Raw genomic sequence first — 17,715 nt, 5'->3', positions numbered from 1 at the left:
CCGCTATAAAAAAACTTGTTCGCAAGCCGTCCCTTTTTAGATTCTTGAAAAAGACTAACTCGTAAGGCGAGAGTCGCGGACAAGCCAAAGGCTTGTACATGACCGAGCCGAAGAGTTAGCTTTCATTTGGTTCTATAGAACCAAATGAAAGAAAGGCCCCTCTAACGAGGAGCCTTTCCTAAGAAGGAGAAAATATGAATCGGTATGTGGAACCTTGAACCTATCAGGAGGGGAGCAATGATAGTGTCGTTTCAGGATTTACCCTTCTACCGTTCACGATACCAAATATACCCATTTATTTGCCCGTAGGAACTACCAAATTTCTTATTTTCTAAAACCGTTTCGATTACATTTTCGAACTTGGTAAACTAGCGTTTACTCTTCGCGGAAAATGATCTTGCACTTCGGAACAAAACGGAAACCACCGCGGCGGTGACGTTCAATTTCGAAGAACTTCTTAACGCCTTCAGACGGATGTTCCGGATCGTCAGAACCGTTGATATGAGCAATCACGCGGTTCAAACGGCTTTCGAAATTCGGACGCAGCGGGTCCATGCAAATGGACGGGTCACGCTTGAATTCACGGTTTTCAAATTCTTCACGACCAGTGGCGCTGTATTCACGCAGCAAGTTGCGGAGAATACGAGCAGGCACGTTGCGCATCAAGTGTTTGTTGTTCACCGAGATAGAATCATCGCTCTTGTAGTAGATGATTGTTACGGAGTCGTTCATTGCTTCAAGGAGCTGTTCCTGAGCCTTCTGGATGGGTTCCCAAGAATCGAATTCCTGCTTAACGACTGCGCTCATGAGCTTGTTGAACGGTTCCGGTGCGACCACGTTGGCCTTGTAATCAAAGTAGACCACGCTAGCCGGTGCGCCGTAATAGCAACCCTTATGAATCAGGACTGCACCCACCTTTTCGTCGATAACGTCTTCGGTAGCGCGAATGCAAGCCATCTTCTTTTCGGCTTCAAATTCCCATTCAAGGCCATATTCGGCAAGGCAATCACCAAAGGTCATGTACTTACCGACCTGGCGACCGTTCACATAGACACAACCATCATCACGAACTTCAGCCGGGACTCTGTTTTCAAGTGCTTCAACAAACGAGGTCTGGCTTGCCTTGTATTCGATCAATTCGTACTGAGGCGTGTTCAAGAAAATGGGACCCAACTGCACCAAGCCGTTGAACCAGCGCATGGGGTTCGTAATCAGCATGCCCGGAGAATCGAAACGGTAGGTGAAGTATTCTTTGCGGAAGCCATCCACCAGTTCACGACGGAGGAACTTCGAGTTCGTGAGCAACGGATAGCGCTTCGGGATAATATCGAGGCAGAGCTGACGGACGTCTTCAGTCGCATAGAACTGAGAAACATACGGGAGGTAAGAGCGAAGCACGCTACGTGCAGGGACGGCTTCGAAAGATGCGCAGCGCTGAATGATCTTCTGCACAAATTCGTCCGGATTTTCGCCCCTTTCATAGAGCCAGTTCACCACGTTATTCATGATCAAGCGGTGAATGCCTTCATCTACAAACGAATCCTCAAAGTAAATATCATTAAGGACCTTGACCGTAAAGCGCGGATCACGCTTAATTAGAGTCAGAATATCCTTGACTGGATAAGAGATGAGCAACTCAATGTGAGTCAACTGAAGAAAGAGATTTGAAAGCACTTTTACCTCACTCTATTGAATGGTATTTCTTTAAAACGCCACTCAGCCTTTTTGGACATTTAATTTAGCAAAAATATACGAATAACAACCCCAAAAGGCTATATTTGGGGCATGAAATCGGCTGAAATTCACGTTTTATCGGATGAAATCATCAATAAAATTGCTGCTGGCGAGGTGATTGAGCGCCCCGCATCGGCCGTAAAAGAGCTGATTGAAAATGCAATCGATGCAGGAGCCACCCGTATACAAGTTTCTATCGAAGAAGGTGGCAAGAAAAAGATCCAGGTCACAGACAACGGAAAAGGCATGAACGAAGCCGATTTGGACCTGTGCTACCTGCGTCATACAACATCGAAGCTCTTTAATGCAGACGACTTATTCCATTTACAGACAAACGGTTTTAGAGGCGAAGCAGTCGCATCGATCGCCGCTGTATCCAAATTAACGATTACAAGCGCCACCGACGACGGCGATTCCGGCCGAATCATCCTGGAAGGCGGAAATGTTGTTCAAAAACAGGATGTTCAGGCTAGCCGAGGAACCACCTTTTTAGTCGAAAATCTGTTCTACAACACCCCCGTTCGCCGGAACTTCTTGAGCAGCGAAACGGCCGAAAGCACCCGAATTTTCGATGTTGTTCTAAAAACGGCCATTGCGCACCCCGAAATTCGCTTTGATTACAAAGTCGGCGATAAAACCGTGTTTACCGGCGTTCCGGGCGAACTTCGCAACCGAATTGCTGAAGCAATCGGCTCCAAAATTGCCAAAGTTCTTTTGCCGGTCGACTACACCGAAGCTGGAGTCCATGTTTGGGGTTTTGTATCCCCCACTACCGAAACAAACGGCAAGCGCAACCACCAGTTCCTGTTCATCCGCAACCGCCCCATTGAAAGCAAGATGATTAGCAAGGCGGTGCAACAGGCATACGAGCCTTACGGCGCCCAGTGCAAGCCCGTTTCGGTCTTGTTCTTGGACATGCCTGACATGGAATTCGACGTAAACGTGCACCCCGCCAAGCGAGAAGTCCGTTTTGCCAACCAGAATTTGGTATTCCTGGTGGTAGCCCACGCCATTCGCGACACATTCACCAAGGACATGGAAGCCAATTCTCCGCTTATCGACTTGAGCGAAGAAATAGCAGGCACAAGCCAAAACGATTTACAGGACAACGGGCCCAAGGTTCCTTACGGATTCGAAGAACCGATTGCAAAGCCCTCAGTCAGCGCAGCCAAGCCGACTTTTGCAACGAGCGAAACCGTGGGCGGCATTCCCGAAATGTCGAATTTCCCGACAGCAAGTTTCGCCTTCGAAAAGCCGCGCAAGAGCGCTCCGCAGAACGATTTGGTCCAAGACCTGTTCAGCACGCCCGAAGCAGGCAAGGTAATTTCGCTCGAAGGCAAGGTGAATGAGGTCGCGGAACCCGCCGTACAGTGGACCCCGCCGACATTCTTCCAGATTGCAAACACCTACATTGCCGGCGACGATTCCAACGGTCTCTTGGTAATTGACCAGCATGCAGCCCATTCTCGCGTACTTTACGAGCAAGCGCTGGATACTTTGAGGAACGGAGCTGCCCTCGACAGCCAGGAACTTCTGTTCCCAGAACTTCTGGACCTTTCCAAACTTGAAGTCGAAGCATTAAAGAGCGTCGAAGACCAGTTCAAGCGTTTAGGCTTTTATATCGAACACTTTGGCGGTGAGACCTATCAGATTCGTGCCATTCCGAGCGCACTTCCGCTTTCACGCGCCATCAAGGCGGTCAAGGACTTTTTGGACAGCATCGGCGACGAAGGCAAGGGCGAAGGCGACATGGTCAAGGTGCAAGACACCATCGCTAAAGCATGGGCAAACACGAACGCCTACCAAGCCGGCGACAAGCTTAAGCCCGAAGAAATGGCAGCCCTTGTCAATCAGTTGATGCTGACCGAGGAACCGCTCAAATCGCCCTACGGACACCCGACATTACTGCGATTCACGCTAGACGAACTGGCCAAGAAATTCAAGCGCTAACGATTCAAGCGTTTGACCGACAGCGAGCTTTTCTGAAAGCTCTTTCGCGACATTTTCTCTTTCACCCTTGGCAAATGACCAAGTTTTTTCCCCGGACCACGGGGGGACGATGTGTTCTGAGAACACAAGACGATCCAGAATAATGTTCGGCAGTGCGAAAAATTTTGTCTTAATAAACAAGCATCCTAGACAATAAGTCAACATGTCTGGCTTGGTGCAAACCGCAAAAGAAGCCCCCGACAAAGCAAGTTCCAAGGTCGATGTTCCGGGGGCGGTCAAAGCATATTCCGCGCTTTGATACAGAGCCATTCGCTCAGCCACACTTTGGGGAGCCACAATCACTGGGACGTTAAACTTCTTAAAGGCGTCCACCAGTTCTTGACGTGCAGCCACCACAACCACATTCTCAGCATTCTGCACCGCTTTCAGATAAATCGGCAAGTTGCGCAGAGCCTGCGACTTACGGCTCCCGGGAAGAAGGAGAATCAGCTTTGCTGCTCCGTCATGATTTTCGTTGCGAAAATTCTCGCCGCAACAATCTGCATTTTTGATTTCGGCAAACGGATGCTTGACGCGAACCACATTACAGCCGGCTTCGCGGTACACCGATTCTTCAAAATCAAAGAACACAGCAAGCTTGACATACGGATTTTGAGCAAGAACTTTTGCGCGCTTGCGTTTCCAGGCCCAAACTTGCGGAGGCGCCACATACAGAGCAGGCTTGTGAAGCTCCCCTGCCCGCGCCACAAGCTTCATGTTAAAGCCAGGATAATCGACAGCAATCAGCCCGAGACATTCCGGCGATTCAAGCGCCGTCTTTAGGGCATTAAAACTCTGGCGCAGTTTCAAGTACTTGGGCAATACATCGCCAAAGCCAGAGACCGGCAAAGTTTCGAAATCAATCAAAGGCAGCATTCCCGCCGCCTGCATGCGGCGACCGCCCGAGCCTTTCACGGCAAACTTTTGAGAAACAAGTGTCTTGACTAAGGGAGCGCCAATGGAGTCCCCGGAATCTTCGCCTGCGCAAATCAGAATGTACGGCTCGCACGCCATATTCTTTTACCGCTTGGCACGGTTAGATACCCAGACCTTCAACACGCCTAATTCTTTACGCAAATACTGCAGCAATTCGGGAGTATAAACGACCTTCTTATTTTTCAAGGTCAACACGTGTACATTTCCCGATTCCGTTTCAACATGGCAAACCAATTCACAGCCGCGTTCCCCTTCAAAGGGTTCGTACTTTTCCATGGCCGTCATCAACTTGTCGGTGAAATTGTCGTCGACCATCGATGAATAGAATACCATGTGAATATGGCTCACCATATCCGAACGAACGCGATCCAGCTGAATCACTTCTTCAACGACAATCTGGACACCGTCGCCCATACGTTGGTGTTCAAGCACGCCCTTTACAAGTACGCGGTCATCAAGTGCAACCGTGTCGCGGAACTTTTCCCACAAGTCCTTCTTGAAGAACATTTCCAAGTCACCATGGAAATCCTGAATAGAGCCTGCGCCAATGGTATCGCCGCGCTTAGTTTCAATCGAGCGGAGCTTGGTCACCACACCGCCCACAATCACGGTTCCGCCTTCGTGCTTTGTCAGTTCTTCTTCATCTAAGGAACACGAGGTAAAGCCCTGCAGTTCCGGACGGAATTCATCGAGCGGGTGGCCCGACAAGAACATGCCCACCACGTCGCGCTCCTTGTTGAGCATTTCCATGGCAGACCATTCTTCTGCTTCTTCAAGGACTTCGGCAGAGCTATCCATAGAAGGTGCACCGCCGCCCATGTCAAAGAGCGACATCTGTCCGCGGTCTTTGTCTTCTTGACTGCGGGCGGCCACTTCCATGGCGCGGTCCACAGTTGCCATAAGTACGGCGCGGTTTCCCGGGAATTCGTCAAGGGCGCCGGCCATAATCAAACTTTCGATAAGGCGCTTGTTCATGGGTGGGCGTTTTTCTTTCTGTTCGCCCTGGTATTCAGTCACGCGCTTGCAGAAATCAAAAATATCCTTGAACTTGCCGCGACGTTCTCTTTCAGCAATAATGTCTTCGACGACTGCGATACCCACGTTACGAATGCCCGCCAAGCCAAACAGAATCTGGCCTTCCGTATTGGCCACGAATTCTCCCATAGAGGCATTAATGTTGGGCGACACCACTTCGATATCGAGGCGTTTGCATTCCAAAATAATCGTCACGATATCTTCGGTCTTACCCATTTTAGACGTCATGGAAGCGGCCATGTATTCAGGGCCGTAATGCGCCTTCAGGTATGCCGTCTGGTAAGCCACGTAAGCGTAAGCAGCAGCATGACTCTTGTTGAATGCGTATCCGCAGAACGGAAGCACCGCATTCCACACCTTTTGAATCATGTCCTTGTCGTAGCCCTTGTCCAAACATTTCTGGAAAAACTCCGGTTCGAGTTTCGCCATCTTTTCGGGCATCTTTTTGGCCATGATACGGCGGATATTGTCAGCACCACCCAGCGTGTAACCGCCCAGAATCTGGGCCAGTTTCATCACCTGTTCCTGGTACACAATCACGCCATAGGTTTCACCCAGCACCTGTTCCAAGTCAGGGTGGTAGCAGTCAATTTCTTCTTGACCGTTCTTACGGGCAATAAAGTGCGGAATCTGATCAATCGGGCCCGGACGATACAGGGCGTTCATAGCGATCAAGTCAAAGATTCGAGTAGGCTTCAGTTCGCGCAGGTACTTTTGCATACCCGGAGATTCGAACTGGAACACCGTCGTGGTCATACCCTTGCCGAGCAAGTCAAACGTTTCCTTGTCATCCAAAGGAATATGGCCCATGTCAAGTTCAATCGAACGATTCTTCTTGACCATGTTCACCGTGTCTTGAATGATCGACAAGTTGATAAGGCCAAGGAAGTCCATCTTCAAAAGTCCGATGTCTTCGGCGTAGTGCTTGTCGTACATGACCACCGGCGTATCTTCGGGGGCGGCACGGTACAAAGGCGCAAGGTTATAAATCGGGGTCGGCGTAATCACCACGCCGCAAGCATGCACCCCCGTCTGGCGCGGCAAATCTTCGAGCTTTTTAGCGATATCCCACAGGTTCTGGTAACTGGCGCGGCTACCGATCATCGCCTGCAGGGGTTCGGGGCTGTAACCGTCTTCCAGGTTGTTGCCCTTCTTGTCTTTACCCGTCCAAGCCTGCTTTAGGCTAAAGTTCAAGGTACGCTGCGGGAACAGCTTGGTAATCTGCTTTGCTTCGGCAGGCGGAAGTCCCAAGACGCGAGCCACGTCGGTAATCACCGCTTTGGACTTGAGCATACCGTAGGTAATAATCTGGCCCACGCATTCCTTGCCGTACTTGTCCGTCACGTACTGAATCACGCGACCGCGGTCACGGTCCGCAAAGTCGGTATCGATATCCGGCATGGACACGCGTTCGGGGTTCAGGAATCGTTCAAAAAGGAGATCGAAGGTGAGCGGGTCAATGTCGGTAATACCGATAATGTAAGTGACCAGAGAACCAGCAGCAGAACCACGGCCCGGGCCCACGGGAATCCCATGTTCACGGGACCAGTTAATGAAGTCCCACACAATCAACAGGTAGCCCGCCACGTTCATGTTGCGGATACAGTTGATTTCTTTGTACATGCGCTTGCCCACATCGGTTTCGTGGGCAGGGAACTTAAAGTCTTCTTTCGGGAATCGCCACTTGAGACGCTGATTACAAAGGTGCGTAATATAAATATCGGCATCGCCACCCGGTTTACACCAACGGCGCACACTCTTGTCCCAAGCCTTATTGTCGTCTTCGTCAAAAAATTCCGGCTGCGACAGGCGTTCAATTTCAGCCTTGTCTTCGTCGGTCAGGGCGTCTTCGGCAATACCCTTGTCTGCGCAATAGCTTGCCGTCACCTTTTTCTTTTTGTCCTTGATAACGCCCTTGAGTTCACGTTCGCGTACGACCGGATATTCCGCGTCGTATTCCGCCTTCATGATGGCCTTGATATTCTGATATTCGTCGGAACTCAAGAATTCATCGGGAATCTTGAACCTAGGCCAGAATTCATCACCGATACCGGTCTTGACCGTATAATTACAGCGTTCCGCAATCTTCACCGTATTTTCGATGGCGCCCGGAATATGCCCGAACAGTTCCACCATTTCGGCTTCGCTGCGGAAATAGAACTTGTCCGTCGGGAAGCGTTTGTCATCAAAGCCGTTCAGCGTTTCTTTAAGCGAAATGCAACGCAAGACCTTATGCGCTTCGGCATCTTCGGCCTTAATGTAATGAACGTCTGCCACCGCCACAATTTCGCGGCCCAATTCTCCAGCCAACTGAACGTTATAATCGTTCAGCAGTTTCTGCTGAGGCACCCCGTTGTCGCACACCGAAATATACAGATGGTCGTGGTCAAAAATCTTGTCGAGGGCTTCCATGTATTCGCGGGCAACGCTATTGCGCCCAGCCGCAACACTCTGACCGTACTTGCTAAAGAAATCGCCCGCAATGGCGATAACGCCTTCTTTATGCTCTTCGATAACCGACAGCGGTACCGATGGAATTTCTGCCCAGCGGTCACCGTCTTCGTAGCGGTAACTCACAATGCGGAGCAAATTGTAATAACCGGCTTCATTTTCGACCAAAAGCGTCAATCGCTCAAATGTAATCGGATCTTTCTGATTAGCACTCGGCGTGTCCACATAAATATGGCAGCCGTAAATCGTCTTTACCGGCGGCAGCCCCTTTTCTTTGCGGGCCTTGTTCATGTCTTTTCCGCGGGTCTGAATTTCAAGAATACCGAACATGGCACCATGGTCGGTAAGTGCGACTGCAGGAGCGTTTTCTTCGGCTGCAGCAGCCAAAATGCCATCTAGACGAGCAGAAGATTGTAAAACAGAAAATTCAGAATGAACTTGCAGGTGAACAAAAGCCATACCTGCAATTTAAAAAAATCCCGGTGGAACCGGGATTCTTCAAACCAATTATTGATTTCAATTACTGACGAGAGGTCGTATCCACAATCGGTAGCGGATACAATGAATCAATCACTATCAAGGTATCTGTTTGTCCAATAAATGCCGTATCGAATGTGACGGAATCCTGTGGAACAAGAACCAAGGGTTCGCTTTCGTCAACATAACGAACCACATTCGAAATTCTCAGCTGGTCGTATGCACCCGAAGTCATCATCGGCTCTTCCTGACCGGGGCCTTCCATGCAGCAGGCCGACTTGTAGCCAATCACAAACAAATTCTCGTACGGAATATCTCGATTGGCGGCTTCGTAACCTTCGCTATGTTCCATGACGGCGACCTGTTGCCCATTCAGCCAGAGGCTCATAGAACCGTCTCCCCACTGGCCGGCAATCAAATTCCAGTCCTTCTGCAGTTCCACGGTTGCCTTCACAAAGTAATGCTCATTATGATGGTTCTTCTGGAAGTAAAGTACACCATCCTTGTAGAAGAAGTGAACACGGGCTCCATCGTTACCGAGGAGCGTACGAGCAGGAGCATCAAAGAAATCATCATTCGGGCGGAACCAGAATTCAACAGTTCCTGCAGGCATCGCATCAATCAGATTGATGCCCGTCGGAGCGACTTCACCGGCCTTTAAAGAAAGAGCCTTGCCGCAAACGCCATTGACCAATTCGCCTTCACGGTAAACCGTTTCCAACTCATCCAGGTAAAGGGTGGAATCATCCATTACAAGAGCAGGGGCTGCACACTTTTGAACCGCAGCAGAAGCAACCGGAACCGTTGCCTTCTCAAAGTAGCGAGTCCCCTGAGCGGCCAGCAGAGACCACAACGACACATCCAAAGGCAGGGGCATCGTATCGACAATAACCGTATCACCTACTTTGTCAATCTTTGTGGTGTCAGGGAAAGTCGTATCAGCAACATCCGTCATCTTGTAACGCGGAATATTGGAAATGCGGAACTGGTCGAAAGAACCCGAAGTAGTCATTGCGCTATACTGACCGGGGCCTTCCATGCAGCAATCGGACTTGTAACCGATTACGACCAAGTTTTCGAACGGAATACCGCGCGTGGCCGGAGCATAGCCCTTGTCATGTTCCATATGGGCAACTATCTTGCCGTTAAGCCACACACTCATGTAGCCGTCACCCCACTGGCCTGCAATCAGGTTCCAGTCATCATCTTTAAGCTTGGCGGAACCTTTGACATAGTAGTGCTGGTTGTGGTGGTTTTTCTGGAAGTAAAGTTCGCCATTCTTGTAGAAGAAATGAACACGGGCTCCATCGTTACCGATAAGGGTTCGCGGAGCATCATAAAAATCAGCATTCGGGCGGAACCAGAATTCAACGGTACCGGCCTTCATCGAATCGATCAGGTTTACGCCCAAGGGGGCCACCTGACCATCTTGCAACTTAAGACCATAGCCGCAAACACCTTCGACCTGTTCGCCTTCGTCAAACAGCGATTCCAGTTCGTCGAGGTAACGGGTGTTTTCGTCCATAGCCAAAGCAGGCGACGGGCAACGACCATTAATCTTAGCCGACACATCGACTACGGCCCCACCATTTTGAGAAAGAGAATCGAAATAGCCCGCAATTCCGAGTTCATCGATTCGCGCCCACATATTCTTGGCATCATTTTTCAGAAACACCGAATCATCGTTAGAGATGATCTTATCCGGAGCCGGATCCGATTCGGAACATCCCCAAAAGAAAGAGCCCATGGCCACCAAAGAAACCGAGAGCCATTTCACCATAGATTTGCTCATTTCATTCTCCTTTGCATGCAAGTAAGAATAATATAACAAAAGGCGTTCCCTTTTGCAAATTTTTTATTTTAGCTGTAATCTAGGTCGCACTTTTTTGCAAAAAAATGTATTTTTCGCAAAAAACGGCACTTTTTGTATGAGCCATACCGAAAAAAAGAATTTAAAAATCGCTATCGACGCCCGCATGGTCGCCCGTTCCGGTATTGGCACCTGTATTCAACACTGGCTCAAAGACGTCGGTTACACAATTGCCCTTGGCGACCCCAAGGACCTTGAGCCCTACAAGAACGTGCCCAAGCACATTCCGTTCATCAGCAGCATTTACGGTTACAAGGAACAGCTGAAATTCCCGTACCGAGCGCTCTACCGCGAAAAGCCTGATGTATTGCATATTCCACACTGCAATGTCCCGCTGTTTTACCGCGGCAAAATGGTCGTGACAATTCACGATCTCACGCACTTGATTTACCCCGAATTCTTGCCGATGAAAATTGTGCATTGGTACTTCAAGTTCATTTTCTGGTTCATTAGCAAGCGCGCTGACAAGATTATCGTGGTTTCTGAAAGCACCAAGCAAGACCTACTGCGCTTTTACAAGACCGACGAATCCAAGATAACAGTCATTCCCTCTGGCGTGGGCAAGGAATTCACCCGCAAGCCGCGCGAAGAATACGACTACCTGTACGAAAAGTACGGCATTCCCCGCGACAAGAAAATTTTGCTCTATGTTGGGAATCTGCTCCCCCACAAGAATCTAAACGGACTTCTCAAGGGGTTTGCCCAAATGAAGAGCAAGGAAAATTGCAGGCTCATTTTTGTCGGCAAGGCTTTTGATGGTCGCACCAAGGCCACGCAAGAACATGAGCTCGGCATTGAAGATTTGACGATTCATGCCGGCATGGTCAGCCAAGAAGACTTGGTGAACTTCTATAATCTGGCAGACCTGTTCGTGCTGCCGTCACTGTACGAGGGCTTTGGGCTCCCTGTTCTAGAAGCTTTTGCCTGTGGCACACCGGTCGCCTGTTCCAACACGTCGTCACTCCCCGAAGTCGGCGGTACCGTTGCCAAATACTTTGACCCCAAAGACCCCGAAAGCATTGCGCAGGCACTGGAAAAATCCCTTGACGACAAGGGAAAGTACGATGCTGAAATAGACGCTTGGGTTTCGAAATTTTCTTGGGAAGAAAGTTCCAGAAAAACCCGAGAAGTCGCCGAAAGTTTATTTCTTTAAAAACTTATTTCTTAAGCTTAGTCAAGAACCCGTACTGGAACGGGATAAAGCTTGAATGGCTCAAAAGGCCCGGCATAAACTTTAACTGTTTACGGATGCCCACAATTTTTTCGACTTCGAGGCCATTTTCCTTGGCAAAGCGCACAAAGCTCTTTTTAGTCCAGAAAGTCTTGTGGTTGATATCCAGAACACCCAGGGCATGTTCGCCTTCATCCGGCTTAAAGTAGCGGAAGTCACGGGTAATAATAATCTTGAGCAGGTTCTCGATGCAGCAGAAATTCGGGAGCGACACCAGAATGTGGCCTTCGGGATTCAGGTGCTTTTTGCAGAAGTTAATGAGGTCTACCGGATCGTTCACATGTTCCAAGACATCGCACATGACCACGAGATCAAACTTTTTATCTTCGGTGTACTCTTCATAAAATCCATGATGGTATTCATTGAATCCACCTGGGACTTTGTCGATGGTATGTGTATCGGTACGATTTTCGGGTTCAATGGCGACCTTGTAAGAATCCTGCGGGTAAATCACATAGTTCAATCCGGCACCGGCGCCAATTTCAAGGACACTCTTAACATCTTTCGGCACCAACATGGCCACATCATAACGCGCTTTATTCCGGTACATAAAAACCTCTTTTGCTCAAATATAATTTTTTATTTGTCAAAAATACTATTATTGTAACCGATGGCAACCGATAAGACAGTTTCAAAGCTCTTTATCAAGCGGATATTCCAGCTTCTTGTAAGTGTGGGCGGTTTCGCCTATATCTTTTACAAGATTCCGCTCGCAAGCGTTGCTGAAAACTGGAGCCTCGGGATGACGCCCTGGATTCTTGCAACCCTTGTGGCAGCAACCCTGATTATGGCGATTCAGGCAAACCGCTGGAAAGGGCTTTCGGTACAAGGGCCTGAAATTCCGTTCAAGACTTACTACGCCTACACCGCCATGGGTTACTTCTTTAACAACCTGTTGCCCACGGGCTTTGGCGGCGACGCCGTAAAGTCTCTTGCCTTCGGTAAAAAATTCAACCAGACTAGCCAATCCATTTCAGCCGTATTCCTTGCACGCATTCAAGGGCTGTTGGCTATGTTCCTGTGCTTTTTTATCGCACTCCCTTTCGCTTTGAACAAGGCTGAAATTCCTTTCACTTACACGCTTGTCATGACCATCGCCCTTTTGGTTTGCATGGTCATTGTGGTTCTTTGCCTTTTTTCGGACAAAATTCCCGTTCCGGCCTTTATTTTAAACAAGCTAACCTTTATTCCTAAAATGCAGAAAAGCCTGTCTATTTATAGGCAGTACAAAAAACAGGTTCTTTTGTCTTCTTTGGATTCTCTGTGGCTACAACTTTTGACCTTGTTTATGGCCTACGCCTACTTTAAGGCCGTCGGGCAATCTATCGACATCAGCATTCTTGTTGTATTCACAAGCATCACCACGATTGTTTCGATGCTCCCGATTTCTCTAAACGGCATTGGCGTGCGCGAAGGCGTTCAAGTCGCCCTTTTCACCGGGATTTTGGGAATTCCCGCCCCGGTCGTACTCTCGGCAGGACTTTTGGGCTATATTCCGCTGCTGTTCCAGGCCGCCCAAGGGGCAGTTGTGCTAATTATCACAAAGAAATAGCACTTTATCGCCTTAAAAAAAGAATCTTATTTTTTTGTTTGCAATCAGCCCCCTTTTTTGTTATTTTTTGAAAACAAAGACAGAAAGGAGGAAATCTTTATGGGATTTTCAAACAAATTATTTGCATGTGCCATCGGAGCAATGACACTTTTGGCCGGTTGTGGTGACAGTGGGAGCAGCAGTTCTGAAGACAACAATCCGTCTACCCCGACAGAAACTCCGGAGACCCCCAATTTTGATGTTTCTAGTTGCGAAGTTTCTACAGATCCAGAAGTCACGCAACAGCTTGAATCGGCAAAGTCCAATATTGCCGACATTCTGAAAAGCCTGGGCGAAGGCGATTTCCACACCGCACAGGCATTTAGCACCCAAACCAAGACAACCTTCAAGGCCATTCTTGACGCACACCCCAGCAACTGCGAAGCCCAGCTGGGTTACGCATTGAGTATCGTTACCGACCTGGTGAACAACAAAGAAATCAAGGGCTTTATCGATACCGTTTCCAACAAAAAAGACCTTGTTGACATGGGTGTAGAAGACTTTAACAAAATTCTTGTGACCACTGACGGCAAGCTTTTGACCAGCGTGGCCCAGACAGCCATGGCACAGGCCATTCCTTCTTTGGATTCCGCCGTTATCTACATGAGAAGCGTGGTGAACAACAAGGACTTTACTTGCAAATACACCTACGAAGATCGCACTTATGAACTGGACCGCGGCGAATTCGCTCCGGCACTGGGCGCACTCTTTGTTGCTAAGGCAATCCTTACCTTCGGCGCAAGCCTCAATATTGATATTTCGGACAATGGAAGCTACGATTGGATGAATGAAGCCGATAAAGAAGATTTCGGCGATGTTCCGGAAGATCCTCTTAAGCAAATCAAGAAAATGCTTGATCCGAAGAGTTCCTTGACTACCGTTTACAGCAACTGGACTGCAAACTACAAGAACATCCCGAACTTGCTGGATAGCGCCATTTCTTACGTAGAACTCGGCCTTCAGTATGGTATCGAAGAATCCAAGAATGGTGTAAGCACCCAGCTGAATGACCCCTACATTGTTGGCGACGGCGAAATGTCCGACGTTAGCGTAGCCGATTTCCAGAAGGCAATCGATTCTCTTGAATTCTATCGTCAGGGACTCCGTACTGGTATCGAAGTCACGCTCCCGCGCGGATCCAAGATAAAAATCAACATTGCCAAGTTCTTTGACATCACAGATGGTTTCCAGGACTACCTGCCGTACCACCACATTAACGATGCATCGGAATGGTTCACTCCGGTTGATGGTTACTTCTGGTCCGAAAATCTCGAATACAAATCCTACGCAGAATTGGAAATCGAACGCGAAATCGGGAAGCAGGTTAAGAAAGTCGGAAACGTCGAAAACTACAGTGCCTGGGTTCGTGACGCCTACAGCTGGAATGAACAGCTGGATTACGACTGGCAAGTATGTATGGATATCGATTACACCAACGGCGAATACGACTACAAGTGCTTCAGCATGACGTTTGACAACTGTACAATTACATTCGGCGGATCCACTAGCTATTACGGCGATGAAGAATCTATCGTAACTACTCCGTCTCCGATCAAGCTCAGTTCCAATGTTTGTAAGGTTGAAAACGGCACGCACCTCTTTGCAAGTGCCTACAAGTACGTAACCGCAAACGCATTCTACTTCACCGACGCAAAGGGCAACAAGACTCTTTCTTTCCAGGCTCTTGAAAACGGCTACATCGATGGAGAAGGACTCATAAAGTACACCGTCCGTGATTACGGCAAGTACATTTTCTTCCCGGATATCACCTTCGGCGGAGTGCTCCCCGGCATGACGGCTGAAAAGTTCTGGGATATCATCGCCACCGAATCCGAAGACGACGATGATGACTGGGATGAAGACTGGGACGACGAATATTACGAATAGTGAAAGCCTTTAAGAAAATTCTGTTTATTCTAGGGGTCGCAAACATTGCGGCCCATTCTTTAAGCAACACCGGGTTCACCGACTGCGGTGGGCTCTTTTTGCTACATACTAGCGATAAACAGTTTTCTGCAAGGCAGTGTGGCATAAACGACCAAGTTGAAATTCAAAACCTGAAGGTCTACGGAGATCTTAGGCATATCACCTATCAGGGTCGCTATACAGACAAATGGGATATAAAGGGCTACAACAGTCTCGACATTGCAAGCGCCGGTTTTGAAAGCCGTTTCAATTTCACAACTCTCGGTGTCGATGTAAGTAGCCTTCCCTTTGTAAAGTCAACGCTAGCGATTCATCCGTCTAATGATTTTTTCCGCTTAAGCACAAGCATTGCCCGAGGTTCTATAGAATTGGGCAACATCCGCTGGATTTCAGAACACGAAAACGATATCGTTCACGAAATTTCTGTCGATTGGGAAACCCACTTGCTTTTCCGTAATATTTCCGCCGAAATCAACCCAGGCGTTCATCACTTTGGGGTATCGGGCACACTCCTACAATCAACGCCCGAAAATCCAGAAAAAGAATACTACATCAGAGATTCAATCAATGTGATGATGGTTCGCGGAGAATACGAAGCCAACTTAGGCAAAAGCCGTTTAAGTCTCGAATACAACTACATCAACGCCGACATTTACCTATATGGAATTTTCCATCAGGAATCTAGTTACAAGCGCTTTATGTATGTCCCTCTTGACGCACAACTGCATTGGCTCTTGGCGCAATGGAAATACAACAATCTGAAAACGAACTTGAATTACGTTCATGCCGCCGGAAGGATTGAGGCAAATCAAGACCGTTTCTTTGAAACTCTCGCCCCCAACAGAGCTCTCCCCTCCTCGGTTTTAAAATCGCTTTCGTTCAGTTTCTTGCAAAAAATGTTTCGAATCGATGCAGACCTAGACGCCATGGGAATCTTTGGCGGAGCAGAATACCAATGGCACTTCGGCCATCAATATTCCTTCAATCCGCGAGCATCAATTGACGGCTACTATGCCAGCGGTTCAATCGACATGGACAAGCAAATCGAAACGCTTGTATTGCTGACTTACAACAAGAAAAACGAAATCTACCGGCGAGAACTAAAAAGTGCCGGCGGCATTCTTTCCCTTGGAGCAGAGCTCCGGCGCGAAGGCCCTATTACCATAGCCCTAGATTACAGCATTACGCAGTTGATTCCTGTTTTCTCGAGCTATAAAGAATTCCTACCCGGTGAAAATTCCAACGAAAATGACGACAACGAGAATTCTGGAAGCGGAAAATCTGGCAAGGGAAATTCTTCTAATTCCAATGATTCTAGCGACGATCAAGAATCCCAGAAAAAATCTGGCGACCTCCAAACAGAAAAAGGGGTCGCATTCCGTAACGGATTTGCGACCCACTTGGGAATTACTGTAAGGTTCTAGGGCGATTATTCCCAGACTTCCGTCTTGAGTTCGCGACCCCACATTTCCTTGATGACATCGTCCACATTCTTGCCTTCGAAAAGGAGGGCATGAACGGCATTCACGATCGGCATTTCAACGCCGAGTTTGTCTGCGAGAGCCTTGGTACTCTTGCAAGTCGGAACGCCTTCGGCCACCATTTTCATGCCGCCGAGGACCTGTTCAATAGTTTCGCCCTTACCGATGTGTTCGCCCACATAGCGGTTACGGCTGTGTTGAGAAAGGCAAGTCACAATCAAGTCGCCCATGCCGGCAAGGCCAGCAAATGTTTCGGGCTTTGCGCCGAGAGCCTTACCGAGGCGGCACATTTCAGCCTGACCGCGAGTGAGGATTGCAGCACGAGTGTTGTCGCCAATCTTGTACTTGCCACCGGCTTCGAGGCCATAAAGCACGCCAGAAGCGATTGCAATCACGTTCTTCACAGAACCGCAGAGTTCCACGCCCACAATGTCAGTGGAAGTGTAAACGCGCAGGTAAGAGCAGCTCATAGCCTTCTGTACGAGCTTAGCAGATTCTTCGTTCACGCTAGCAGAGACAATCGCCGTAAGAATGTGGCGGCTGACTTCTTCTGCATGCGACGGACCACTAAAGGCAACCATTTTGTCTTCGGTGAGCCAAGGTACATGTTCCAGAAGCACTTCGCTCATGAGCTGGTTCGTGCCTTCGAGAATACCCTTCGTGGCGCAAACCACCACCGGTTCCTTACCCTTAGCCGGAGTCCACTTACCAAGATTCTTGGCCACACCACCCATAAACTGGCTGGGCACCACAATCAAGACCATATCGCAGCCATCGAGGGCGGCGTTCATGTCGGTCGTATACTTAAAGTCTGCCGGGAAAATAACGCCCGGGAGTTTGTCCTTGTACTGGTGTTCTGTCGAAAGCAGGTCCACTTCGGCCTGAGAATTGGTCCAGAACATCACCTCATTCTTATTTTCGTACACCACTTGGCCAAGGGAAAGTCCCCAGCCACCTGTACCCAATACAGTAACCTTCATAATTAATCCTCGCC

11 protein-coding genes are annotated in these 17,715 nt (G+C 48.8%); 5 read left to right on the top strand and 6 right to left on the bottom strand.

Features of this window, described 5'->3' with window-relative positions; translation table 11 throughout:
• Window positions 1-375 precede the first annotated feature (375 nt).
• Window positions 376-1,674, bottom strand: a complete 1,299-nt coding sequence (locus tag QOL41_RS04970) for a hypothetical protein (protein ID WP_173653442.1) — start codon at window positions 1,672-1,674, stop codon at window positions 376-378.
• A 111-nt stretch (window positions 1,675-1,785) separates the two neighbouring features.
• On the opposite strand from QOL41_RS04970, the gene mutL reads away from it, so the two are divergent.
• Entirely contained in the window at window positions 1,786-3,684 is a 1,899-nt protein-coding gene (gene mutL, locus QOL41_RS04965) for a DNA mismatch repair endonuclease MutL (RefSeq protein ID WP_283428871.1), read from the top strand.
• Here the strand turns inward: mutL and QOL41_RS04960 are convergent.
• The 3 genes from QOL41_RS04960 to QOL41_RS04950 form a co-directional block, all read right to left on the bottom strand.
• Complete coding sequence (locus QOL41_RS04960) at window positions 3,652-4,737, bottom strand: lipid-A-disaccharide synthase (protein WP_283428870.1); 1,086 nt, start codon at window positions 4,735-4,737, stop codon at window positions 3,652-3,654. The two genes, mutL and QOL41_RS04960, sit on opposite strands and share 33 nt — an antisense overlap.
• Before the next feature lie 6 nt (window positions 4,738-4,743).
• Window positions 4,744-8,604 carry a DNA polymerase III subunit alpha gene (gene dnaE, locus QOL41_RS04955; RefSeq protein WP_283428869.1) on the bottom strand — a complete coding sequence of 1,287 codons (3,861 nt, stop codon included), beginning with the start codon at window positions 8,602-8,604 and terminating at the stop codon, window positions 4,744-4,746.
• Between the two features lie 61 nt (window positions 8,605-8,665).
• A complete protein-coding gene (locus QOL41_RS04950) occupies window positions 8,666-10,414 on the bottom strand; it encodes a LamG-like jellyroll fold domain-containing protein (RefSeq protein WP_283428868.1) in 1,749 nt (582 codons plus the stop codon).
• Window positions 10,415-10,550: 136 nt separating this feature from the next.
• Here QOL41_RS04950 and QOL41_RS04945 point away from each other — a divergent pair, with 136 nt between their 5' ends.
• Window positions 10,551-11,645, top strand: coding sequence for a glycosyltransferase family 4 protein (locus QOL41_RS04945; RefSeq protein WP_283428867.1), 1,095 nt, complete (start codon window positions 10,551-10,553; stop codon window positions 11,643-11,645).
• A 4-nt stretch (window positions 11,646-11,649) separates the two neighbouring features.
• Here QOL41_RS04945 and QOL41_RS04940 read toward each other — a convergent pair whose 3' ends face one another.
• A complete protein-coding gene (locus tag QOL41_RS04940; protein ID WP_173653447.1) occupies window positions 11,650-12,273 on the bottom strand; it encodes a class I SAM-dependent methyltransferase in 624 nt (207 codons plus the stop codon).
• A 60-nt stretch (window positions 12,274-12,333) separates the two neighbouring features.
• Between QOL41_RS04940 and QOL41_RS04935 the strand changes: the two genes are divergently transcribed.
• The 3 genes from QOL41_RS04935 to QOL41_RS04925 all read left to right on the top strand — a co-directional run bounded on the left by QOL41_RS04935 (window position 12,334) and on the right by QOL41_RS04925 (window position 16,664).
• Window positions 12,334-13,275: a lysylphosphatidylglycerol synthase transmembrane domain-containing protein gene (locus tag QOL41_RS04935; protein ID WP_283428866.1), complete on the top strand. Its 942-nt coding sequence runs from the start codon at window positions 12,334-12,336 to the stop codon at window positions 13,273-13,275.
• A 99-nt stretch (window positions 13,276-13,374) separates the two neighbouring features.
• Window positions 13,375-15,201, top strand: a complete 1,827-nt coding sequence (locus QOL41_RS04930) for a hypothetical protein (RefSeq protein ID WP_283428865.1) — start codon at window positions 13,375-13,377, stop codon at window positions 15,199-15,201.
• A complete protein-coding gene (locus QOL41_RS04925) occupies window positions 15,201-16,664 on the top strand; it encodes a hypothetical protein (protein ID WP_283428864.1) in 1,464 nt (487 codons plus the stop codon). The genes QOL41_RS04930 and QOL41_RS04925 overlap by 1 nt, the downstream gene beginning before the upstream one ends.
• A 5-nt stretch (window positions 16,665-16,669) precedes the next feature.
• Here QOL41_RS04925 and QOL41_RS04920 read toward each other — a convergent pair whose 3' ends face one another.
• Window positions 16,670-17,701, bottom strand: coding sequence for an NAD(P)H-dependent glycerol-3-phosphate dehydrogenase (locus tag QOL41_RS04920; protein WP_173653451.1), 1,032 nt, complete (start codon window positions 17,699-17,701; stop codon window positions 16,670-16,672).
• Between the last annotated feature and the right edge of the window lie 14 nt (window positions 17,702-17,715).

The organism is Fibrobacter sp. UWB10, assembly GCF_900182935.1.
In the GTDB taxonomy this organism is placed as follows: domain Bacteria; phylum Fibrobacterota; class Fibrobacteria; order Fibrobacterales; family Fibrobacteraceae; genus Fibrobacter; species Fibrobacter succinogenes_O.
The sequence above is the reverse complement of the archived record's forward strand: the minus strand, read 5'-3'. Positions and strand labels throughout refer to the sequence as shown.